General features: G+C 60.1%; 20 protein-coding genes. 8 read left to right on the forward strand and 12 right to left on the reverse strand.

Features of this window, described 5'->3' with window-relative positions:
- Positions 1-128 precede the first annotated feature (128 nt).
- A complete protein-coding gene (locus D8767_RS06490; protein ID WP_016713731.1) occupies positions 129-4,553 on the forward strand; it encodes an NEL-type E3 ubiquitin ligase domain-containing protein in 4,425 nt (1,474 codons plus the stop codon).
- A 48-nt stretch (positions 4,554-4,601) separates the two neighbouring features.
- Here D8767_RS06490 and glpD read toward each other — a convergent pair whose 3' ends face one another.
- From glpD to D8767_RS06510, 4 genes are all read right to left on the reverse strand, one after another.
- The gene (gene glpD / locus D8767_RS06495) at positions 4,602-6,143 is read right to left on the reverse strand and encodes a glycerol-3-phosphate dehydrogenase (RefSeq protein WP_016713732.1); all 1,542 of its coding nucleotides are present in this window, start codon (positions 6,141-6,143) and stop codon (positions 4,602-4,604) included.
- Positions 6,144-6,317: 174 nt separating this feature from the next.
- Positions 6,318-7,073 carry a DNA-binding transcriptional repressor GlpR gene (glpR, locus tag D8767_RS06500; RefSeq protein ID WP_016713733.1) on the reverse strand — a complete coding sequence of 252 codons (756 nt, stop codon included), beginning with the start codon at positions 7,071-7,073 and terminating at the stop codon, positions 6,318-6,320.
- A 102-nt stretch (positions 7,074-7,175) separates the two neighbouring features.
- Complete coding sequence (glpK, locus tag D8767_RS06505; protein ID WP_016713734.1) at positions 7,176-8,675, reverse strand: glycerol kinase GlpK; 1,500 nt, start codon at positions 8,673-8,675, stop codon at positions 7,176-7,178.
- 51 nt (positions 8,676-8,726) lie between these two features.
- Positions 8,727-9,578, reverse strand: coding sequence for an MIP/aquaporin family protein (locus D8767_RS06510; protein WP_016713735.1), 852 nt, complete (start codon positions 9,576-9,578; stop codon positions 8,727-8,729).
- Between the two features lie 303 nt (positions 9,579-9,881).
- Between D8767_RS06510 and ybaK the strand changes: the two genes are divergently transcribed.
- Complete coding sequence (gene ybaK, locus D8767_RS06515; protein ID WP_016713736.1) at positions 9,882-10,352, forward strand: Cys-tRNA(Pro) deacylase; 471 nt, start codon at positions 9,882-9,884, stop codon at positions 10,350-10,352.
- Positions 10,353-10,389: 37 nt separating this feature from the next.
- Here the strand turns inward: ybaK and D8767_RS06520 are convergent, their stop codons facing one another.
- Both D8767_RS06520 and argF read right to left on the reverse strand, forming a co-directional pair.
- Positions 10,390-11,499 (reverse strand): ABC transporter ATP-binding protein, encoded by a 1,110-nt coding sequence (locus D8767_RS06520; RefSeq protein WP_016713737.1) that lies wholly within the window; start codon positions 11,497-11,499, stop codon positions 10,390-10,392.
- Positions 11,496-12,416, reverse strand: coding sequence for an ornithine carbamoyltransferase (argF, locus tag D8767_RS06525; RefSeq protein WP_016713738.1), 921 nt, complete (start codon positions 12,414-12,416; stop codon positions 11,496-11,498). The genes D8767_RS06520 and argF overlap by 4 nt, the downstream gene beginning before the upstream one ends.
- A gap of 373 nt (positions 12,417-12,789) precedes the next feature.
- Between argF and D8767_RS06530 the strand changes: the two genes are divergently transcribed.
- Entirely contained in the window at positions 12,790-14,898 is a 2,109-nt protein-coding gene (locus D8767_RS06530) for a molybdopterin oxidoreductase family protein (protein ID WP_016713740.1), read from the forward strand.
- Between the two features lie 91 nt (positions 14,899-14,989).
- The gene (grxD, locus tag D8767_RS06535; protein ID WP_016713741.1) at positions 14,990-15,325 is read left to right on the forward strand and encodes a Grx4 family monothiol glutaredoxin; all 336 of its coding nucleotides are present in this window, start codon (positions 14,990-14,992) and stop codon (positions 15,323-15,325) included.
- A gap of 57 nt (positions 15,326-15,382) precedes the next feature.
- Here grxD and bfr read toward each other — a convergent pair whose 3' ends face one another.
- Both bfr and D8767_RS06545 read right to left on the reverse strand, forming a co-directional pair.
- Positions 15,383-15,856, reverse strand: coding sequence for a bacterioferritin (bfr, locus tag D8767_RS06540; protein WP_016713742.1), 474 nt, complete (start codon positions 15,854-15,856; stop codon positions 15,383-15,385).
- A gap of 201 nt (positions 15,857-16,057) precedes the next feature.
- Complete coding sequence (locus D8767_RS06545) at positions 16,058-16,276, reverse strand: bacterioferritin-associated ferredoxin (RefSeq protein ID WP_016713743.1); 219 nt, start codon at positions 16,274-16,276, stop codon at positions 16,058-16,060.
- A 224-nt stretch (positions 16,277-16,500) separates the two neighbouring features.
- Here D8767_RS06545 and D8767_RS06555 point away from each other — a divergent pair, with 224 nt between their 5' ends.
- On the forward strand, positions 16,501-17,103 hold the full coding sequence (locus D8767_RS06555; RefSeq protein ID WP_012273884.1) for a peroxiredoxin: 603 nt from the start codon (positions 16,501-16,503) through the stop codon (positions 17,101-17,103).
- 84 nt (positions 17,104-17,187) lie between these two features.
- Here the strand turns inward: D8767_RS06555 and rnt are convergent, their stop codons facing one another.
- Together rnt and pyrC are read right to left on the reverse strand one after the other, a co-directional pair.
- Positions 17,188-17,799, reverse strand: coding sequence for a ribonuclease T (gene rnt / locus D8767_RS06560; protein ID WP_225917480.1), 612 nt, complete (start codon positions 17,797-17,799; stop codon positions 17,188-17,190).
- 59 nt (positions 17,800-17,858) lie between these two features.
- The gene (gene pyrC, locus D8767_RS06565) at positions 17,859-18,905 is read right to left on the reverse strand and encodes a dihydroorotase (RefSeq protein WP_016713746.1); all 1,047 of its coding nucleotides are present in this window, start codon (positions 18,903-18,905) and stop codon (positions 17,859-17,861) included.
- Between the two features lie 130 nt (positions 18,906-19,035).
- On the opposite strand from pyrC, the gene D8767_RS06570 reads away from it, so the two are divergent.
- Together D8767_RS06570 and D8767_RS06575 are read left to right on the forward strand one after the other, a co-directional pair.
- Positions 19,036-19,995 (forward strand): OmpA family protein, encoded by a 960-nt coding sequence (locus tag D8767_RS06570; protein WP_016713747.1) that lies wholly within the window; start codon positions 19,036-19,038, stop codon positions 19,993-19,995.
- A gap of 174 nt (positions 19,996-20,169) precedes the next feature.
- The gene (locus D8767_RS06575) at positions 20,170-21,387 is read left to right on the forward strand and encodes an argininosuccinate synthase (protein WP_016713748.1); all 1,218 of its coding nucleotides are present in this window, start codon (positions 20,170-20,172) and stop codon (positions 21,385-21,387) included.
- Between the two features lie 70 nt (positions 21,388-21,457).
- Here D8767_RS06575 and D8767_RS06580 read toward each other — a convergent pair whose 3' ends face one another.
- Entirely contained in the window at positions 21,458-21,925 is a 468-nt protein-coding gene (locus tag D8767_RS06580) for a hypothetical protein (RefSeq protein ID WP_016713749.1), read from the reverse strand.
- Positions 21,926-22,294: 369 nt separating this feature from the next.
- On the opposite strand from D8767_RS06580, the gene D8767_RS06585 reads away from it, so the two are divergent.
- Positions 22,295-22,918 (forward strand): response regulator transcription factor, encoded by a 624-nt coding sequence (locus tag D8767_RS06585; protein WP_016713750.1) that lies wholly within the window; start codon positions 22,295-22,297, stop codon positions 22,916-22,918.
- Between the two features lie 56 nt (positions 22,919-22,974).
- Here the strand turns inward: D8767_RS06585 and D8767_RS28645 are convergent, their stop codons facing one another.
- Positions 22,975-23,151 carry a PA3496 family putative envelope integrity protein gene (locus D8767_RS28645; protein WP_016713751.1) on the reverse strand — a complete coding sequence of 59 codons (177 nt, stop codon included), beginning with the start codon at positions 23,149-23,151 and terminating at the stop codon, positions 22,975-22,977.
- Positions 23,152-23,235 lie beyond the last annotated feature (84 nt).

Consider the following 23,235-nt stretch of genomic DNA (forward strand, 5'->3'; position numbering starts at 1 on the left):
CGAACGCGTTGCATTTTGGTGTTCGGTAATCCGAATGGGGGCTGGTGAGTTGATGGTACTCATATTTAATTACCACTTTCGTAGCGTGAGGCCGTGGCCTGCTACCTGAATTTCAGGAGGCAGAACCCATGACCGATGCGCGTGAACACCTTGGCTCGAACCCCATCCCTGCGGATTCCATTGATGCCGTGATCGCCAAGCAAATACCGGACTGGATCAGAAAGGCGTCTGTCGAAGCGCTCAGGGATCTGCACCTTGCCTTGCGTGCGGAGCAGGCGGGTGCAGAACGCGTAAGAGAACTGCTGAAAGGCCTTGCCGGGCTGGTGGAGTTCTCCGCGCCAAAGCTGGAGAAGCAACTGCAAGCGGAGCACAACATCAACGTGGATGTACGCAAAGCCTCGCTGTGCACGGTGGTGCGAAAGGAATACGCCAGTATGTTTCCACTGCCCCCCGTTGTGCGCGTTGTGCGTACCGCTTCGGTGCCCCTGTTGTCTGCGGCCCTGCATAACTTCGCCCTGGATGAAGTGCAGGCCCGGCCCCGGATTCGTCGCCGGCTCGAGGCCCCATCTGGTGCAGTGTTACCTGTCTCTTTCGTGCAGTTTGCCAAGCTAAGCCGTGAACTGGATCTTGGCGGCCTGTACCAGAACACACTGCATCAGACTTTGCTGCCCGCCGATGAGCAGGCTCGGCAAAACGTGGCGAACCTGCTTGAAGAGTCTTCCCGCTCAGCCATGGAGGCCGCTGTGCGTATTGCGGCGCTCAAAGGGCTGATTGATGAGCACACGAGCGTGCAGCTTTTGAGTCTCTGCGACAAGACGGCATCGGGCAGTATGCAAGGCGTTGAATCGAGCCCGGCTTCACCGAACATGTTCAAGATTCGGCAGCTTTATGTATTGGGCAAATGCGTACACGGAGTGGTGACTGTTGAAGTCAGAGACAGTAAGGGAGCAATGCGCAATCTGCTGGTGTGGATCCCGGGTGATCCCGTTCAGGCCATTCAGCATTTCCGGTCCTGGGACGGGTTCTATGAGGTATTGGGGTTGCGTTTGCACGAGGCAGCCTATGCCAGTTTTTTCGGCCGGTTCATCGCCGAGCGTGATCGGATTTCATTCAGTACCCAGCTTGAGGGGCGCAAAGAGAAAGCCAAGGCTGGCACACCGCTCAGCCTCGATTGTCGAAACCTGGTTGTTGAACTGTCGCTGTTCCGCTACCTGCGGAGCCAGCGTATCGACAAGATTCTTGATGACGCCAAGGTTCTGGCCATCCCGACCGGCGTCAAGGATGCCGAGTCGCGTAACGCCGAACTGAGATCCTATGCAAGTACCGGATTGGCGTTGCTTGGCCTGGCTGGTTTTTTTGTCCCGGTGCTGGGTGAGGTCATGCTGGGCATTGCAGCGCTTCAAGTCGCCGACGAAGTCTATGAGGGCTATCAGGATTGGAAAATCGGTGATCGGCAGGCTGCGCTGGGGCATTTGTTCTCGGTAGCAGAAACGATTGTCGTTGGTGCGGCCCTGGGGGCGGGTGCAACGGCAGGCGCACGGCTGTTAGAGCGCGTGAGCTTTGTTGATGAATTGATACCGGTAGTGGTTGGCAACGAGCGCCTGAAACTGTGCTCCCGGGACATGAGTGCCTACCGTGTCGACAGAATGGGTAGCCCGTCGACGGGGCTGGTCTCTATCGATCGCCAGGCTGGGCATCTGCGTTTGTCAGAAGGGAATTTCCAGCTGGCGAGTTCTCGGGATCGCAAGGACCTGCTGATCCGCCACCCTACGCGTGAAGATGCCTACCGCCCACTGCTGGAGCGCAATGGCAGTGGTGGTTGGCGCCATGCGCTCGAGCAACCTCAGGAATGGCAGGGAGAGCATTTGTTATTGCAGAGGCTGGCGGCCAGGTTCACTGATATCAGCCCAGAGCAGGCTACGGCCGTGCTCGATTGCACAGGTTTCGATGAGGCGCAGTTACGGCGCTTGAACGTAGAAAACGCGCCCACACCTGCGCGCCTTCAGGATGCGTTGGACCGTTACCGGTTACATGCTGCGCATCCTGCGATGGATACCGCTGCTTTCGACATGTTGGTCGCGGCGGCGCAGGAGGCTGAAGAGGTGGAAGATGCTCTACTGCGCCGGCATTTCCCAGGGCTCAGCGTGCGAGGCGCAAAAGAAATACGTCAGCAAGTGAACAGTGGTGATCTGGAGCTACTGAATAGCACCGGGCGGGTGTCGCTGGCCATGGCAGAAAGAGCGCGCTGGTTTCTCCGTGACAGCCGCCTGGACCGAGCCTGCGCGGGCTTGAGGCAAGCATCTGCGGTTAACACCGATACTGAACGATTGGCCTTGGGGTTGGTACAGGAACTCGCGGCCTGGCCCGATTCGCTTCGCGTCGAGTTACGGGAGGGCTCGCCCGAAGGGGATGTGCTTGGCCGGGTGGGGGCCGAGGTGTCACAGCAGGTCATTTGCATCGTGCGCGAGAAACGCCGTTACAGCATTCATGATCTGACGGGGGGCGCTCAAGCTGGCGTGACTACCACCGACAGCCTCATGAATGCGCTCTTGCTGGTGATGGGGGAAGACCAGAAGTTACTGCTGGGGGATGCAATGCTTAGTGAGTCGCAATTGGTAAACGTGCTGGCAGCTCACGCGCGCCTTCACCGCGATGTTGCGTCCCGGCTCATTGGGCAAGGACCTGTCCCTGGGGCTGTACGGCCGCCGGTTCGCTTTGCCGATGGTCGGCTTGGCTACCCGCTGAGTGGGCGAGGGAATGGCCGTGCGCAAGCCAGCAGGCGCGGAATCAGGCAGATTTTTCCCACGCTCAACGATGAGCAGCTGCAGCGCTATGTGTTGGATGCCATGGCAGCGGGGGCTGACCCGTGGTCACGGTATGAGCGGTTACATGAGCAGTGGATGAGCCTGCGTCAAGGGCTGGCGAGTTGGCGAGCGGAGTATGTAAATATTCTCGACCTGCTAAGGCGCAGCAGAGTGGTGAGGGCAATTCGCCGTTGCTGGCGCCGTAAAGCGGGAATGTTGAGCGATGGCACTTACGCGCTAGAGATTTGCGCCGAACGGGTGGGCCGCCTGCCTGGCTTGCCGCAGGACATCATGTTCGAGCACGTGACACGACTGGTTATGCGCGATATGGCGTTGGAGGAAATCGACGCCGATTTCCTCAGGCGTTTTCCAAACCTGAGGGAGCTGGACTTGCGTGACAACCGGTTGTTGTCGATCCCTGCGGGCCTGGAGCATTTGCCCGAGCTTCGACAACTGCGTCTGGACAACAACCAGATCATTTTTGCCCTGGCAGATAACGAGCGGTTGAGGAGGCTGCGTAACCTTGAAGACCTTGAGATCAACTTCAACCCGTTGGGGATTGCCCCAGAGGTGAGGGGGTTGTTGAACTTGCGGAATGTGGGACTACGCGGAACCGCGCTTGCCGAATTGCCGGAGAACCTCCAGCAATTGCCATGGCGCGGCCTTGTCGACCTGCGTGAAAACCAGATCCAGCAAGTTAACCAGGATCTGCAAGGCCTGCGGGCGCGCCTGGAACAAATGGAGCTGCGTGGCAATCCGTTGGACGAAGCCAGTGAACGCTATGTACAAGCACAGCCGGGCCCGTCCAGCGCGGTGCAACCCGTTGTGGAGGGAAGCCCGAGCTACCGTGAGCATCTGTTGCAGCAGGCGGAGTTGTCTCAGTGGCTGACGGGGGCAGTCGGTGCGTTGCGGAGTTCGCGTGAGCAGGCATGGCTCAATTTGCGCAATGAGCCGGGCTCCAGTGACTTCTTTCACTTCCTGCATGACCTTGGCAGTTCGCCAGACTTCTTGAAACACCCGATGTACTACCGGGCAAGGGTATGGGCCATTATCGAGGCGTGCGAGCAGAACGGTGAGTTACGTGAGCTCATGTTCGCGCAGGCAGGGGGGGTGGCGACCTGTGAAGACCGTGTGCTTTGGTTGTTTAGCCAACTGGAGGTTCGTGCGCTGGTTCATCGTGAAACGGCGGGCCTTTCGCAGATGCAGAGCGAGAGGGCCTTGGTAAGGTTGGGGCGCTCGCTGTATCGGTTGCAAGAAGTTGACAGAGCGGCTGCACAAAAGCTCAATCGGCTCAGAGAGGCCTTTGCCAACGAGCCTGCGCGCCTGGAGAGCATCGACGACATCGAAACGTATCTTGCCTATCGGGTCGGGCTCGCCGGGCCTTTGCAATTACCGGCTCAGCCGGTGCGCATGCACTACCTGGCAGAGTCGTTGGTGACCGTTGAAGACATCAATGTCGCCAGGGCTGAAATCCTGTCAGCGGAGAGCGATGTACGGCTTAGGCAGTCACTCGCCGACCAATCCTATTGGCAAGACTACTTGCGCAACACGTACTTTCTGCGATTCAGGGCATTGGTGGATGACCAGCGTCTGGCGCTGGAGCATGCCGAAGCGCTTGTAACTGACGGAACGCTCAGTGAAAACACTTATCTCGAACAGTGCAAGGCACTGACCAAGGAACTGGAAAAGAAAGAACGTGCATTGATCGAGCAACTGACTCAGGAAGCCTTCATGCGCTGGCAACGCTGACTGGGCGTATCGGCGCGGTGCATTGCTCATGCATCGCGCCGAGTCAACTCATGCAGCCTGATCGCCAACCGACACGTTGCAGGCGGTTTCCTTTAGATAGTCTTTCAGCGTTTCTTGTTCACTTGCCGAGGTGAACAAGCCCAGCTTGGTGCGCCGCCAGAGAATATCGTCGGCACTGATTGCCCATTCTTGCTTACGCAAATAATCGACTTCCCGGCTGAACAGCCCGCCACCGATGGCCTGGCCCAAATCGTCTGGCCCGCTGACGCCGTCCAGCAAGCTCCAGACGCGGCTGCCATAGGTCACGGCCCAGCGCTTTGCAATGTCTACCGGCAACCAGCCATTGCGGGCAAGGATGGCATCGACCAATGCTTGGACGGTTGTCATGTTTTCGCCACCTGGCAAGGTAGCTTCGGCAGTCCAGCTGTCGCGCATCTGGGTGAAGAATGGCTTGAGCTCCACCATGGCCGACTCGGCCAGTTTGCGGTAGGTAGTCAACTTGCCACCGAACACCGACAACAACGGTGCTTCGCCATCGGCGGCAGACAATGCCAAGGTGTAGTCGCGGGTCACCGCAGATGGGTTATCAGACTCGTCGTTGCACAGCGGACGCACGCCGGAATAGGTGTGCAGGATGTCGGCGCGGCTGAGTTGATGGTTGAAGTGTTCGTTCACGACCTTCAACAGGTAGTCGGTTTCCTGCTCGGTAATCGCCACCTTGGCCGGGTCTGCGCTGTATTCGCGGTCGGTGGTACCGATCAGGGTGAAGCGATCCAGGTAGGGGATGCAGAAGACGATGCGTTGGTCTTCGTTCTGCAGGATATAGGCATGCTCGCCCTCATACAGGCGCGGGACGATGATGTGGCTGCCCTGGATCAGGCGGATGCCGTAGGGGGCATCAAGCTTTAGGTCGTCCTTGATGAAGCTGGCGACCCATGGGCCGGCGGCGTTCACCAGGGCGCGGGCGCGAATGGTCTGCAGGCTGCCATCGGCGTGTTGCAGCGACACCTCCCACAGGCCATCGACGCGCTCGGCGCGCAGGCAACGGGTGCGGGTGCGCACGTGCGCGCCATGTTCGCGAGCTGCCATGGCGTTCAGCACCACCAGGCGGGCGTCGTCCACCGCGCAATCGGCGTATTCGAAACCGCGGGTGATGGCCGGCTTGAGCGGGTAGCCCGGGCCGAAGCGCAGGCTGCGCGAGGCACCCAGGCGCTTGCGCTTGCCCAGGTGGTCATACAGGAACAGGCCTGCACGAATCATCCACGCCGGGCGCAGGTGCGGGCGGTGTGGCAAAACAAAGCGCATCGGTTTGACGATGTGCGGTGCCTTGGCCAGCAGCACTTCACGTTCAGCCAGCGCTTCACGCACCAGGCGGAACTCGTAGTGCTCCAGGTAGCGCAGGCCGCCGTGGATCAATTTGCTGCTGGCTGACGAGGTGTGTTGGGCCAGGTCGTCCTTCTCGCAAAGAAATACCTTCAGGCCACGCCCAGCGGCGTCGGCAGCGATGCCCACGCCATTGATGCCACCGCCGATCACGGCGAGGTCATAGCAGTCGGCGAGTGGGGGCTGGGACGAAACGGGCTGGGACACGGGAAAGGCCTCCTGGTGCTGTTTACATCGAATATGAACATTGATGTTCGTTTTCGAAAATACTAGCGCAACAGAAAGCCGGTCGCCAGTCAGTCTTTATAGAAAAAACTGATCAGATGACAATAAAATGAACATTTACGAAAATAGCGGGCCGCTCGGCAGCCCGCAGGCGGCTCAAACCACCTCGAGGCGGATCTTGTACTGGTTGAGCAGTTGGGTGAGGGTGGTCGTTGGCGCCTGGTCGGTTACCAGGCAATCGACCAGGCTGATTGAGCCCAGACGCACCATGGCATTGCGCCCGAACTTGCTGGAGTCGGCGGCAAGGATCACTTGCCGGGCATTGGCGATGATGGCCTGAGATACCCGCACTTCCTGATAGTCGAAGTCGAGCAGGCTGCCGTCTTCATCGATGCCGCTGATGCCGACCAAGGCGAAGTCGACCTTGAACTGGTTGATGAAGTCGACACTGGCCTGGCCGACCACCCCGCCATCGCGGCGTACCGTGCCACCGGCCACCAGCACTTCGAAGTCATCCTTGGCGGCGAGGATCGCAGCCACATGCAGGTTATTGGTGATGACCTTCAGGTGGTTGTGATTGAGCAGTGCCCGGGCGATGGATTCGGTGGTGGTGCCAATGTTGATGAACACCGAAGCATGGTCGGGAATCTGCCGGGCTACGGCTTCGGCGATGCGTTGCTTTTCGTCGCGCATCTGGTCGGCACGCATGGCGTAAGCGGTGTTTTCCACGCTCGAGTCGTAGGCCGCGCCACCGTGGTAGCGACGTAGCAAATTGAGTTCGGCCAGCTGGTTGATATCACGGCGGATGGTTTGCGGTGTCACGACAAACAGCTGCGCCATTTCTTCGATACTGACGTAACCGCGCTCACGCACCAGTTCGAGGATTTGTTGTTGGCGGGGGGGCAGATTCATGGGGCGGTCCTTTGGGGCTGCCGGACAAATTCTGCAATGATGCCGTAGGACGCGGATGACGGCCAGTAGACGATTGGGGCCGCGTGGCGGCCCCGATAGGCATTACGCCTCGTGATCTTCCCAGTCACGGGTGCGCTCGACCGCTTTTTTCCAGCCGGCATACAGCTTCTCTTTCTGCGCTTCATCCAGCTGTGGGCTGAATTCGCGCTCGATGATGGCTTTATCGCGCAGCTCGTCCAGGCCACTCCAGAAGCCACAGGCCAGGCCAGCCAGATAGGCGGCGCCCAGCGCTGTGGTTTCGCGCATCTTCGGCCGCTCTACGCAGGTGCCGAGGATGTCGGCCTGGAACTGCATGAGGAAGTTGTTGGCCACCGCACCGCCGTCCACGCGCAGCTCGGACAGGCGCTGGCCGCAATCTTGCTGCATGGCGTCGAGTACATCGCGGGTCTGGTAAGCGATCGACTCCAGTGCGGCGCGGATGATGTGGTCTACCTTCACGCCACGGGTCAGGCCGAACAGCGCGCCACGGGCATACGGGTCCCAGTACGGGGCACCCAGGCCGGTGAAGGCAGGCACCAGGTAGACGCCGTTGCTGTCCTTGACCTTGCTGGCGAAGTACTCGGTATCCAAAGCATCGTTGACGATTTTCAGTTCGTCACGCAGCCATTGCACGGTGGAACCACCGTTGAACACCGCACCTTCCAGCGCGTAGGCCACCTCGCCACGCGGGCCGCAGGCGATGGTGGTGAGCAGGCCATGGGACGACGTTACCGCCTTGTCGCCGGTGTTCATCAGCAGGAAGCAGCCGGTGCCGTAGGTGTTCTTGGCCTGGCCTGGCTCCACGCACATCTGGCCAAACAGTGCCGACTGCTGGTCGCCGGCGATACCGGCGATGGCGATGCCGCTCTTGGTGTGGCCGTACACCTCCGAGGACGGGCGCACCTCTGGCAGCATCTGGCGCGGGATGCCCAGGATCTCCAGCAGCTTGTCATCCCATTGCAGGCTGTGGATGTTGAACATCAGCGTGCGCGAGGCATTGGTGTAGTCGGTGACGTGTACCTTGCCGCCGGAGAACTTCCAGATCAGCCAGGTATCGATGGTGCCGAACAGCAGCTCGCCACGCTCGGCACGTTCACGCGCGCCTTCGACGTTGTCGAGAATCCACTTCAGCTTGGTGCCAGAGAAGTAGGGGTCGGTGACCAGGCCGGTTGTTTCGCGAATGTAGGCTTCATGCCCGTCACGCTTGAGCTGGGCACAAATTTCGGTACTGCGGCGGCACTGCCAGACGATGGCGTTGTACACCGGGCGACCGGTTTCCTTGTCCCATACCACGGTGGTTTCGCGCTGGTTGGTAATGCCCAGTGCCGCGACCTGAGCGTGGCTGATACCGGCCTGGGCCAGGGCTTCGACCATGGTCGCGCTTTGCGTGGCGAAGATCTCCATCGGGTCGTGCTCGACCCAGCCCGCCTGCGGGTAGTGCTGGGCGAACTCGCGCTGGGAGGTACCCACCACATTGGCGTCGCGGTCGAAAATGATTGCCCGCGAACTGGTGGTGCCCTGGTCCAGGGCGATGATGTAGTTCTTATCCTGGGTGTCTGTCATGGTCGTAGGCCTTGCAAAAATAGGGGGTCAGGGCTGGGCGTGATGCCGGCATCAACTGGCTTGAGTATCGCCCTGGCGGATGTCATTTGTCTCAGGGTTCGCGGCAGGTGCCGTTGGCAAGTTGCGGGCGATAAGGCCGCGATAGGTCGCAGCACCCACGCAGGCGCCAAGGATTGGTGCGAACACCGGAACCAGGAAATAAGGAATATCCCGCCCGCCAGTGAAGGCGATTTCGCCCCAGCCGGCCAGGAAGGTCATGAGTTTTGGCCCGAAGTCGCGGGCCGGGTTCATCGCAAAGCCGGTCAAGGGGCCCATGGCACTGCCGATCACGGCAATCAGCAGGCCGATCAGCAGCGGTGCCATGGCTCCGCGTGGGAGGCCGTTGTTGTCGTCGGTCAGGGCCATGATCACGGCCATCAGGATGGCGGTGATCACCACTTCCACCAGAAATGCCTGGCCGGTGGACAGCGACGGGTGTGGGTAGGTGGAGAATACCGAGGCCAGCTCCAGGCTGGCTTCGCTACCGCGCAACATGGCGTGGGCCTGTTCGAAATCGAAGAACAGGTTGCTGTACAGGGTATACACCAGCGCTGCCCCACAGAACGCGCCGCACACCTGGGCCAGCATGTAGAAGGGCAGCTTGCGCTTGTCGAAACCGGCAAACAGGGTGAGGGCGATGCTCACGGCCGGGTTCAGGTGCGCGCCGGAAATGCCGGCGGTGAGGTAGATCGCCATGCTCACGCCGACGCCCCAGATGATACTGATTTCCCATAGGCCGAAGCTGGCGCCGGCGACCTTGAGGGCGGCAACGCAGCCGGTACCGAAAAAGATCAACAGGGCGGTGCCGAGAAACTCGGCCAGGCATTGGCTGGACAGCATGGGTTGGCGTAGAGCAGTCGTCATGTATGACCTCGTTTTTTTTGTTGTGAGGCGCGTGGCGCTCGACAGCAAAGCCCGGTGTCTATCCCCATTGACCCCGGGCAGATGTAGGAAATGCACCTTATAAGTGCACCATTTATTCAGAAACGAAAAAATATAGACAAGAAACGCTGATGTCAAAGGTCGAAAGTGAACTACCAGTCACGATATGGCCGCTAAAATCAGCCTCGGATCCCCGTGCTAGAGGTGCCCAATTGCGGTGCGCTGGCTGGGATGTGGGAATTGTCCTAAAGTAGCCGCCGAGCCGTCCAAGACCGGAGCCCCTGCATGACCCCCGCCCTAGACCTGTTGAAGAAGCACCGTGCCGAGCACCGCGTACACAGTTATGAGCATGACCCCAAGTCGGCATCCTACGGCCTGGAGGCAGCAGAAAAGCTGGGGCTCGACCCGCAGCAGGTGTTCAAGACGTTGCTGGCGAGCAGCGAGAAGGGGGAGTTGCTGGTGGCGGTGGTGCCCGTGGTGGGCACTTTGGACCTGAAGGCCCTGGCCCATGCTGCCGGGGTGAAGAAGTGCGAAATGGCCGACCCTGCGGTGGCGCAACGTGCCACGGGTTATCTGGTCGGTGGGATCAGCCCGTTGGGGCAGAAGAAACGTCTGCGGACGTTCATTGATGATTCAGCGCAAAACTTTGCAACCATCCATGTCAGTGCTGGCCGGCGTGGGCTGGAAGTGGAGTTGGCCGCAGCGGTGCTGGCCGAGCATACCCAGGGCAAGTTTGCCGGGATCGGTCGAGGCTGAGTATCTGGGGCCGCAAAGCGGCCCCAAGGATCTAAAGTCAGGTCGCCGAACTGTATCGACGCACGCCATTCTCCTGCCGAAGCAATTGCGCCGCCACACTGCCCGGCACCGGGAACAGCACCAGGTGATCGGCCTTCACTGCGATCCCCACATCCCCACCCACCTGATGGTCGACATGGCTGGGGAAAATCGCCTCCAGCTGGCTGCCAGTCGGCAGTTGCAGGCGATACAAGGTCGATGCCCCCAGGAAACTTTTGCCCACGATAGCCGCCCTCAGCGGGCTGTCCGGCGCATACACGATATCGTCCGGGCGCAGCAGCACATCCACCGAGCTACCTGGCGCCATGATGTAGGCACGGTTGCCGCGCAGTTCACCCAGCTCGGTATTGACGGCCTCGTGGCTGCTCATCTGTCCCCGGATGAAGTACCCCTGGCCGATGAAGCTGGCCACGAACGGTGTTTGTGGCTCGTGGTAAAGGTTGTAGGGCGTGTCCCACTGCTCCAGACGTCCTTCCTTGAACACGCCCACCTGATCGCTGACGGCAAACGCTTCTTCTTGGTCATGGGTCACCAGGATGGCGCTGGTGCCGCGGCTTTTGAGAATATCGCGAACCTCGTGGCTCAGGCGCCGACGCAGCTCCACGTCAAGGTTGGAGAACGGTTCGTCGAGCAGCAGCAACTGTGGCTCTGGCGCCAGTGCGCGCGCCAAAGCGACCCGTTGCTGCTGGCCACCAGACAGCTCATGCGGGTAACGCCCGCCCAGGCCGCTCAGCTTGACCAGTTCGAGCATCTCTTCGATTACGGCGGCCTGGCGCGGGTGCTTGGCGATGCCAAACGCAATGTTCTGCGCCACGGTCAGGTGCGGGAACAGCGCGTAGTCCTGGAACACCATGCCGATGCGGCGCTTTTCCGGGGCCAGGGTGAAGCCGGCGCGGGAAATGACTTCGCCGGCCAGCTGGATTTCACCGTCATGCACCGGCTCGAAGCCGGCAATGGCGCGCAGGGTGGTGGTTTTGCCACAACCGGATGAACCCAGCAGGCAACCGATGTCGCCTGCGTTCAGGTGCAGGTTGAGGTTCTGGACGATGCGCTGGTCGCCATAGCCGCAGGCGAGGTTGCGCAAGTTGAGCAATAGGGGTTGACTCATGCGTGGTGGTAAGCCGGTTCTACAAGGAATTCGAGAAGCGCCTTCTGTGCATGCAGGCGGTTTTCAGCTTCGTCCCAGGCGACCGAACGAGGGTCGTCGAGCAGGTCCTGGCTGATTTCCTCGCCACGGTGGGCGGGCAGGCAGTGCATGAAGAGGACATCGGGTGCCGCCAGGTCGAGCAGTTCGCGGGTGACCTGATAAGGCGCGAAATGCGCCAGGCGCCGTGCAGTTTCCTCCTCCTGGCCCATGGAAGTCCAGACATCGGTGACCACAAGGTGAGCGCCACGTACGGCTTCCTTGGCGTCACGGATGATCTGCACGCGGTCACCGCCCAGCGCCATGAAGCGTTCATCCGGCTCGTAGCCTTCGGGGCAGGCGATGCGCAGCTGGAAATCGAACTGCCGGGCAGCCTCGATATAGGAGTTGCACATGTTGAAGCCGTCGCCGATCCAGGTCACGGTCTTGCCCTGGATCGAACCGCGGTGTTCCAGGAACGTCTGCATGTCGGCCAGCAGCTGGCACGGGTGCGACTCGTCGGACAGGCCGTTGATAACCGGTACGCGCGATTTGGCGGCGAATTCGGTCAGGGTGCTGTGGGCGTGGGTACGTATCATCACCACGTCGACCATGCTCGACAGCACGATGGCGCTGTCGCCGATCGGCTCGCCACGGCCCAGCTGGGTATCGCGCGGCGACAGGAAGATGGCCTGGCCACCGAGTTGGATCATGCCGGCTTCGAACGATACCCGGGTGCGGGTCGAGGACTTCTCGAAGATCATGCCCAATACGCGATTCTTCAGGGGCTCGAACAGCACGCCTCGCTTGCGCAGGTCCTTCAGCTCGATGCCGCGGCGGATCACCCCGAGCAATTCGTCGGTGGTGAAGTCCAGCAGGGAGAGAAAGTGCCTAGCGCTCATGATTGACTACCTTATCTGCAACGGTATGCAGGTCGACCGTATGGTTTTTTTTGACAACGGGAGTGACCTGCGGCGTAAGCCGCACGGGGCGGACGAAATAGGGAAAGGCGCAATACTATAAGTAAATGTCGCCTCAAGCCAAGGGGGAAACAGCGGCCTATTCGAAAGGATGTTGCAAAGGGTGTCTTTACCCGCTGGCCGGTGCTGTTTTTTATTTACTACACAGGGTTGTACACGGCTTGCTGGCAATTTGGCAAATGGCTGTCGCGAATCGTGCGCCTGATGTCGGTGGATTCACACGGCGAAGGGCGCTGGCCCGGGGGAGGGGCCGGGCGCATAGTCACTGTTCGACAACAACAAGGCAGAGGCGGCCATGACCAAGACCCTGCACCACCGTGCCTGTCACCTGTGCGAAGCGATCTGCGGGCTGAACATCGAAGTCAGCCACGAAGACGATGGGCGGGCGCTGATCAGCTCGATCAAAGGCGACCCCGAGGACCCGTTCAGCCGCGGCCATGTGTGCCCCAAGGCTGTGGCCCTGCAAGACATCCAGAACGACCCCGACCGCCTGCGCCAGCCGCACAAGCGGGTGGGAGAGCGCTGGGAGGCCATTGGCTGGGACGAGGCCTTTGCCCTGGCCGCCGACAAGCTGTGGGCGATCCAGCAAGCGCACGGGCGCAATGCCGTGGCGGTGTACCAGGGTAACCCGAGCGTGCATAACTATGGCCTGATGACCCACAGCAACTACTTCCTTGGCCTGCTCAAGACGCGCAACCGTTTCTCGGCCACTTCGGTGGACCAGTTGCCACAACATCTGGTCAGCCACCTCATGTATGGCCATGGCCTGCTGCTGCCGATCCCGGATATCGACCAGACGGACTTCATGCTGATTCTCGGCGGCAATCCGCTGGCCTCCAACGGCAGCATCATGACCGTGCCAGATGTGGAAAAGCGCCTGAAAGCCTTGCGCGGGCGGGGAGGGCGCCTGGTAGTGGTAGACCCACGGCGCAGCGAGACGGCGGCCATGGCCGATACCCATCTGTTTATTCGCCCGGGTGGCGATGCGGCCTTTTTGTGTGGCTTGCTCAACACCCTGTTCGAGGACGGCCTGGCGCAGGGTTCGCACTTGCCGGTCAACGGCCTGCAACAAGTGCGCGAAGCGCTTGCGCCGCTCAGCGCCGAGGCCATGAGCGTGCATTGTGGTATTGCCGCTGCGGATATCCGTCAGCTGGCACGGGATTTCGCCGCTGCAGGCAAGGCCGTATGTTATGGGCGCATGGGGGTCTCTACCCAAGTCTTCGGTACCCTCTGTCATTGGCTGGTGCAACTGATCAACTTGGTGACCGGTAACCTCGATCGTGAAGGTGGCGCGTTGTGTACGGAGCCTGCCGTCGATCTGGTGGCGACCACCTCGGGTGGCCATTTCAACGCCTGGCAAAGCCGGGTATCGGGCTTGCCCGAGTACGGTGGTGAGCTGCCCGTGGCGGCGCTGGCCGAAGAGATGTTGACACCAGGCGAAGGGCAGGTTCGCGCACTGGTGACAGTGGCCGGCAACCCCGTGCTATCCACACCTAACGGTCGCCAGCTAGATGCAGCCCTGGAGGGGCTGGAGTTCATGCTCAGCATCGACCTCTACATCAACGAAACCACCCGGCATGCCGACCTGATTCTGCCTTCCACCAGCGCGCTGGAAAACGACCACTACGACAGCACCTTCAACCTGCTGGCCGTGCGCAACGTCACCCGTTTCAATCGGGCGATCCTGGCCAAGCCGGAAGGCGCGCTGCACGACTGGGAAATCTTCGTCGGCCTGGCGCAGGCGTTTGCCAGGCGTGCCGAGCTGGCGTTGAAACCGACCTGGGCCCCGGCGCAGATGATCGACATGGCCCTGCGCAAAGGGCGCTACGGTGAGGCAACGCCATGGCAGCTCTCGCTGGCAACACTGGCCAATCACCCGCACGGGCTCGATCTCGGGCCTTTGCGCAGCAACCTCGCCGGGCGCCTGGCAACTGCCAGCAAGGCTGTCGAAGCAGCCCCCCAAGTGTTGCTGGACGACGTGCAGCGCCTGGCGCAACAGGCGCCTCCGATAGCCGGCGAACTGTTGCTGATTGGCCGCCGACATGTACGCAGCAACAACTCATGGATGCACAATTTCCATCGCCTGGTGAAAGGCAAGCCGCGTCATCAGTTGCTGATGCACCCGCAAGACTTGCAGCAGCGGCACCTGCAGGACGGCCAGCGGGTACGTATCCGCTCGCGCACGGGGGACCTTGAAGTCGAGGTACAGGCCTGCGATGACATGATGCCGAGTGTGGTCAGCCTGCCCCATGGCTTCGGCCATGGCCGCCAGGGCGTGCACATGCAGATCGCCCAGACACAACCCGGCGTGAGTGCCAATGACCTGACCGACGAGCGCCTTCGGGACGCGGTTTCCGGCAACGCTGCACTCAATGGCGTGCCCGTGCAGGTAGAGGCCGCATGAGCAATGGTAAGGCCGAGCACGCCGCTCGGCTTTCCGTTACAATGCGTCACCGTGCCGACGACCGCGTCGGAAAGTTCAGCTGAGGTGCTAGATGGATATCATCGATACGATCAAAGAGCAGATTGCCAACAACACCATTCTGCTTTACATGAAAGGCTCGCCGAATGCCCCGCAGTGCGGGTTCTCGGCCAAGGCATCGCAGGCTGTGATGGGTTGTGGCGAGAAGTTCGCCTACGTCGACATCCTGCAGAACCCGGAAATCCGCGCCAACCTGCCAAAGTACGCCAACTGGCCCACCTTCCCACAGCTGTGGGTAGCCGGTGAGCTGGTCGGCGGCAGCGACATCATGCTGGAAATGTTCGAAAAGGGTGAGTTGCAAACCCTGATCAAGGAAGCGGCTGCCAAGGCCAAGGCTTCCGAAGCCTGATTTTCCGGCAAGCATAAAAAAACCCGCGCATCGCGGGTTTTTTTATGCGGTGAAGAATTACTCTTCGCCCATCTGCGACTGCAGGTAATTCTCGATAGTGATCTTGTCGATCAGCCCCAGTTGGGTTTCCAGCCAGTCGATGTGCTCTTCCTCGGATTCGAGGATGTCTTCGAGTATGTCACGCGAGCCGAAGTCGCCAGCGGTTTCGCAATGGGCGATGGCTGCCTTGAGGTCGACCAGGCCTTTCTTTTCGAGCTTCAGGTCGCACTCGAGCATTTCCTTGGTGTGCTCGCCGATCATCAGCTTGCCCAGGTCCTGAACGTTCGGGATGCCTTCGAGGAACAGAATACGCTTGATCAGTTTGTCAGCGTGCTTCATCTCGTCGATGGATTCCTTGTACTCGTGCTTGCCGAGTTTGTTCAGGCCCCAATCTTCGTACATGCGTGCGTGCAGGAAGTACTGGTTGATCGCGACCAGCTCGTTTCCGAGGATCTTGTTGAGATGCTGGATGACGCTTACGTCGCCTTTCATTTCGGGTTCCTGCCCTGTAGAAGTGTGCCAATACAGCGAAGTTTGATCCCGATACTTAGGAGTGTCAAACCTAAGTTATTGAATAATAAGTGAAAATTAATAGGAATAAGAATGTTTGTGAACCGCGTTGCGGCGCTAACTTATTGAATTACAGGCATAAAAAAACCGGACACAAGGTCCGGTTCTTTGAAATCTGGGCATTCAGGCTGCGGTAAATTCCACAGGGTAGGGCAGGGCTGCCTGGCTGACCTGAAGCTCGGTCAGGGTCTCGCGGACCACCTGCTTGGCCAGGCAGGCGCATTTGCCACACTGGCTTGCGACATTGGTCGCGGCTCGCACTTCCTTGTAACTGCAGCATCCTTCATAGATCGCATCGCGGATCTGTCCGTCGGTAACGCCGAGACAAAGACACACATACATAAGGGCTGACCATCGCGGGTTGAGTCGATGGGGTGGAGCTTAATGTTAATGAGAATGCTTGTCAAAGGACTTTCTGAAAGGGCCGTGCTTGAGCGACCGGCGGTTGCCCGCCTGATGGATTCGGCCTGTCACCAGAAGCCGTGTATGATGGTCGGCCTTTGTTGGATGTCGGGCAAGCCCGTCTGGCCCGGCAAACGGTTTTTCACCCTCATCAGGAGATTACAATGAGCGTACTCGTTGGTAAGAAAGCCCCCGATTTCACCGTTCCAGCCGTGCTGGGCAATGGCGAGATCGTCGACAGCTTCAACCTGGCTTCGGCCATCAAGGGCAAGTACGGCCTGGTGTTCTTCTACCCGCTGGACTTCACCTTCGTCTGCCCGTCCGAGCTGATCGCCCTGGACAACCGCATCCCGGACTTCCAGGCCCGCAACGTTGAAGTGATCGGCGTTTCGATCGACTCGCACTTCACCCACAACGCCTGGCGTAACACCCCGGTCAACAACGGCGGCATCGGCCAGGTGAAGTACACCCTGGCTGCCGACATGACCCACGAAATCTGCAAAGCCTACGACGTCGAGTCCGAAGGCGGCGTGGCTTTCCGTGGCGCCTTCCTGATCGACACCAACGGTGTTGTCCGTTCGCAGATCATCAACGACCTGCCACTGGGCCGTAACATGGACGAGCTGCTGCGCCTGGTTGACGCCCTGCAGTTCCACGAAGAGCACGGCGAAGTGTGCCCTGCCAACTGGAAAAAAGGCGACAAAGGCATGAACGCTTCGCCAGAAGGCGTTGCTGCCTACCTGAGCGAGAACGCCGGCAAGCTGTAATTGCGGCGCGCATGAAAAAACCGGCCCTGGTGGCCGGTTTTTTTGTGCCTGGCTTCTGGGGCGCGAAGCGCCCCCAGCATCAACTCAATCGTTGAAGTCGCGCCAGCCGCCCATTTCTTTCCAGCGGTTGACGATGCCGCAGAACAGCTCTGCCGTCTTCTCGGTGTCGTATCGCGCCGAGTGCGCTTCACGCCCGTCGAAGTCGATGTCCGCACTTTGGCAGGCGCGCGCGAGCACGGTCTGGCCATACGCCAGGCCCGCCAAGGTGGCGGTGTCAAAGCTGGAGAACGGGTGGAACGGGTTGCGCTTCAGGTCGTTGCGCGCTACCGCTGCATTGAGGAAGCCCAGGTCGAAGCTGCTGTTATGGCCGACCAGGATCGCCCGCTTGCAGCCATTGGCCTTGAGCGCCTTGCGCACGCCACGGAAGATGTCGGTCAGCGCGCTTTCCTCGCTGACGGCCATGCGCAGCGGGTGGTCCAGCTTGATACCGGTGAACTCCAACGCCGCAGCTTCGATATTGGCACCCTCGAACGGCTCGACCCGGTGGAAGTAGGTGTGCTCGGGGAACAGGAAGCCTTTCTCGTCCATGCCGATGGTGACGGCGGCAATTTCCAGCAGGGCATCGGTGGCGCTGTTGAAACCACCGGTTTCCACATCCACCACGACCGGCAGGTAGCCACGGAAGCGCTCGGCCATCGGGTGGCGAGAGCCGCTGCTGCCCTGGGAGTCGAGGTCGTCTTCGTAGAGGTCTTCGCTCACGCGTTGTCCTCCAGCAGGCGCCAGCGCAGTTTTTCGCCAGCGCGCAGCGGGATTACCGTCTGCTCGCCAAACGGCAGGCTGTCCGGGGCGGTCCACTCTTCGCGGACCAGGGTGATGGTGTCGGTGTTTGCCGGCAGGCCATAGAAAGCCGGGCCGTGCAGGCTGGCAAAGCCTTCAAGCTTGTCCAGTGCGTTACGTTGTTCGAACGCTTCGGCGTACATCTCGATGGCCGCATAGGCAGTGTAGCAACCGGCGCAACCGCAGGCGGCTTCCTTGGCGTGACGGGCGTGAGGTGCCGAATCTGTGCCAAGGAAGAACTTCGGGTTGCCGCTGGTGGCCGCATCCAGCAGCGCCACCTGGTGGGTGTTGCGCTTGAGAATCGGCAGGCAGTAGAAGTGCGGGCGAATGCCGCCAACCAACATGTGGTTGCGGTTGTACAGCAGGTGCTGAGCGGTGATGGTCGCGCCAACGTTGGCCGGGGCCTCGGTGACGAACTGCGCGGCATCGCCGGTGGTGATGTGTTCGAACACCACTTTCAACGTAGGGAAGCGCTCGACCAGACGGCGCATGTGCTCGTCGATGAAGCGCTTCTCGCGGTCGAACACATCGATTTCGCTACGGGTCACTTCGCCATGCACCAGCAGGGGCATGCCAACTTCCGCCAGTGCTTCGATGGCCGGGAAGATGTTGTCGATGCTGGTCACGCCCGAGTCGGAGTTGGTGGTGGCGCCGGCCGGGTACAGTTTGGCGGCGTACACGATGCCGCTGGCCTTGGCCGCGCGGACGTCCTCGGGGCTGGTACGGTCGGTGAGGTACAGCACCATCAGCGGCTCGAAGCGGCTACCGGCCGGGCGCGCGGCAAGGATGCGCTCACGGTAGGCGCCAGCCTCGGCGGCATTGCGCACCGGAGGAACCAGGTTTGGCATGATGATGGCACGGGCGAAAGTACGCGCCACGTCGCCAACGGTGTGGGGCAGGACGGCACCATCGCGCAGATGGATGTGCCAGTCGTCGGGGCGCAGGAGGGTCAGGCGATCGGACATTGGGGATTCCAGGCGGGTCGAACTCAAGCCCTAATGCTACCGGAAAACCCTGGGTCGAGCACGGCTATCAAGTTTTCCGGCCAGCGTCCGATAGCCTGCAGGTAAGCCGTCAGAATTTGTGGAGCCGCCCGTGCGCCAGCGTTACCTAGCCCTGTTGACCCTGTTCGCCAGCCTGCCGGCCGGTGCACTGACTTTCCAGACGCGCATGGAGAACATTGCCTGGAAGGTCGAGGGTGACCAGTTCGAGTGCCGTCTGATCCAGCCGATCGAAGGTTTCGGCAGCGGGGAGTTCGTACGCCGGGCGGGTGAGCAGCCGGTGTTCCAGTTGCGCTCGGACAGCAACCTACTGGGTGCAGGCACCGCCAGCCTGCTGGCGGCGGCGGCCCCATGGCAACCCGGGCGCGGCGACATCAACCTGGGCAGTGTGCGCATGGCCCGTACCGGAGTGTTGTTCAACTCGTCCCAAGGCCAGGCCAGCCGCCTGATCAATGGCCTGCTCGACGGGCGCAGCACGGTGGTGCGCAACTATGCCGGTGAGGCGGGCAGGCCGATGGAGGTGCGGGTGTTGCCGGTCAGCTTTGCCAAGGCTTACAGCGACTATCAGGCCTGCGCGGGCAAGCTGCTTGCGATGAACTACGACCAGGTGCGTCAGACCCAGGTGGGCTTCCCGGGGGGCGGCATTGAACTGGATGAAGCCGCCAAGGCGCGTCTGGACCTGATCCTTGACTACATGAAAGCCGACCCGACGGTTAACCAGATCGAGCTCGACGGCCATTCGGACAATAGCGGCAACCGCTTGACCAACCGCGACCTGTCGCGCCGTCGGGCATTGTCGGTGGCTGATTACTTCAAGGCCCATGGCTTGAAGGAAGAGCAGATCATCCTGCGTTTCCATGGTGAGCAGTACCCGGTGGCGAAAAACAACAGCCCTGCCAACCGGGCGCGCAACCGGCGAGTGAATATCGAACTGGATCGGGTTGCGGTGGTTGAGAAGCCAGTGGAGAAACCGGTTGAGCCAGCGGCGTCTGTTACCCCAGCTCCAGCTCCAGCCAGCCCGGCTGCTGCCGCGCCGGGGGCGAAGGCGCCCTGAGACCGTATTGGCCATGGGTGCTCACCACAGGCGCTGAATATACCAAGGCGTAAGCCTCGTCGCGCCATCGAAAGTTCCTGTCGCTTTGTCGTCAGAAGCTGTCGCCCCACTGTAATTTTATCTGCAAGGCCGTTAGAATCGATCCCTTTCCGTACAACCCCGTGGAGTGATGGCATGGCGGACGTAAAAAAGGTCGTACTGGCGTATTCCGGCGGCCTTGATACTTCGGTGATTCTCAAGTGGCTGCAGGATACCTACAACTGCGAAGTGGTGACCTTCACCGCTGACCTGGGTCAGGGCGAAGAGGTCGAGCCGGCCCGTGCCAAGGCTCAGGCAATGGGCGTTAAAGAGATCTACATCGACGACCTGCGCGAAGAGTTCGTGCGTGATTTCGTGTTCCCGATGTTCCGCGCCAACACCGTCTACGAAGGCGAGTACCTGCTGGGTACTTCCATCGCCCGTCCGCTGATCGCCAAGCGCCTGATCGAAATCGCCAACGAAACCGGTGCTGACGCCATTTCCCACGGCGCTACCGGCAAAGGCAACGACCAGGTTCGTTTCGAGCTGGGGGCCTATGCCCTCAAGCCTGGCGTAAAGGTCATCGCCCCGTGGCGTGAGTGGGACTTGCTGTCCCGCGAGAAGCTGATGGACTACGCCGAAAAGCACGGCATCCCGATCGAGCGCCACGGCAAGAAGAAGTCGCCGTACTCGATGGACGCCAACCTGCTGCACATCTCCTACGAAGGCGGTGTCCTGGAAGATACCTGGACCGAGCACGAAGAAGACATGTGGCGCTGGAGCGTCTCGCCTGAGAACGCCCCGGACCAGGCGACCTACATCGAGCTGACCTACCGCAACGGCGATATCGTTGCCATTGATGGCGTCGAGAAAACCCCGGCCACCGTCCTGGCCGACCTGAACCGTATCGGTGGTGCCAACGGCATCGGCCGCCTCGACATCGTGGAAAACCGTTACGTCGGCATGAAGTCGCGTGGCTGCTACGAGACCCCTGGCGGCACCATCATGCTCAAGGCGCACCGTGCCATCGAGTCGATCACCCTGGACCGCGAAGTCGCTCACCTGAAAGATGAGCTGATGCCGAAGTACGCCAGCCTGATCTACACCGGCTACTGGTGGAGCCCGGAGCGTCTGATGCTGCAGCAGATGATCGACGCTTCCCAGGTCAACGTGAACGGTGTCGTGCGCCTGAAGCTGTACAAGGGCAACGTTACCGTGGTTGGCCGCAAGTCGGACGATTCGCTGTTCGATGCCAACATCGCGACCTTCGAGGAAGATGGCGGCGCCTACAACCAGGCCGATGCTGCAGGCTTCATCAAGTTGAACGCACTGCGCATGCGCATTGCCGCCAACAAGGGCCGTTCGATGCTCTGATTGCGCGCTTGTGCAATGAAAACCCCGGCTTAAGCCGGGGTTTTTTTTGCGTGTAGAAAAGTCAGGGCATTCAACTGTGTTGGCTCACAAAATCACCCTCGAGTGCACTGATCGACAGCTGCGCACATTGACGTTTTTCCAGGTTGCAAAAGCGCCATATTCGGGGCGGTACGGGCGGTTGGGCAAGTGCATGCAAGAGTTGTTGTTCCATCATGCGATAAGCGTCGGGGCCGGAAAACATGAACGTGACAGGCTCGCCTTGCGCCGCCTCAGGGGCATCACTGATGACACTGTTCACAGTTGGCGTTTTGTCGTGTGCCATCTTGTTTGGTGGCGGGCTGTAGAACGACTTGTAATTGAAGTTGAGCGTGAGAAAAAACAGTGCCGTCAGAAAGAACGGAAAGCCTACCAGGAACCAAGTGTAGAGCTTTTGGCTGGACTCGCTGAGAAAGGGCAGTGTGGCAAGGGCGGAGGCTTCGATAATCCCCGCGAAGATGGCAATGATCGTCAGCGGGGCAACAGGTTGTGCTTGGGTCATATGGGCCATCTCCAGCGGTTTTGCCCATCATTACCTTACTGCGGTACTCAACTAAAGACTGGATTGTTTTCCAGGTGAGGAATAATCGACATAAAGCCACTCGGCTTTGTTTTTTCAGCGTGTTTGAGTTGGACGTTTCGCCAGCAGATGTTCAGTTTTCAACTGGTGCGTTTTTGCAGGCGGGTGATACCGTTGTTTGGGTGCTAAGGAACGCGTTTGTTACAACCTTGGTCGTGAAGTGTAGGAAATTTCTGTAAGTGTTGTAAGTTTTGTCTGTCCATGAGTTTCGTCAGTAAATCGCCGCGCCATCAAGCGTCCTGTCGGTTATCGTGGCGTGCCAAAGCAAAACAATGAATGAATGGATATCGCATGAATAAAGTGCTTATCGTGGATGATCATCCGGTCATACGCCTGGCCGTACGCATGCTGATGGAGCGGCATGGGTATGACGTCGTGGCGGAGACCGATAATGGAGTGGCTGCGCTGCAGCTTACTCGGCAACACCTGCCGGATATCGTGGTGCTGGATATCGGGATCCCGAAACTGGATGGCCTGGAGGTGATCGCCCGCATGACGACGTTCAGCCCGGCTAGCAAGGTACTGGTGCTGACATCGCAGGCCCCTGGCAACTTCTCGATGCGTTGCATGCAGGCGGGCGCTGCGGGTTACGTGTGCAAGCAGCAGGAACTTACCGAGTTGTTAAGCGCCATCAAGGCGGTGTTGTCGGGTTACAGCTACTTCCCTAACCAGGCCTTGCACGCGTCACGTGGCAGGGGGGCGGGAACCGAGGTGGACATGGTCAACCGCCTCTCCGCGCGTGAAATGACGGTGCTGCAACAACTGGCGCGAGGGCGTTCGAACAAGGAGATTGCCGACAGCATGTACCTCAGCAACAAGACGGTCAGTACCTACAAGTCGCGGCTGCTGCTCAAGCTCAATGCACGGTCGCTGGTTGACCTGATCGAGTTGGCGCAGCGGCAAGGACTGAACTGACCGCCAAGCCTTGAAGCCTCCAGTCTGGAGGCTTCGCCAAGGCTACAGGTCCGGCTTTACAGGTCGTAGTCGAAATCGGCCAACTGCTTTTGCAGGCGCCGTTCTTCCAGCATGTTATCGATGGTGCGGCGTTTGCTCAGGTTGGTCTTTGCGGGTTCCACCTGGGGCTCCGCGTCATCGTCTGCGGCAACAAAATCATCTTCGATCGACAGGTCGTCTTTATCGGTACTCATGAGTCGCTCCAAGCCAAGGTGCCATTGGCCGTCCTTATAACCAGAAAGCAGGCGCCGGTAAAAAAGATTTTTTCAATCGTGGTG

This window comes from Pseudomonas sp. LTGT-11-2Z (assembly GCF_003691445.1).
GTDB lineage: Bacteria > Pseudomonadota > Gammaproteobacteria > Pseudomonadales > Pseudomonadaceae > Aquipseudomonas > Aquipseudomonas monteilii.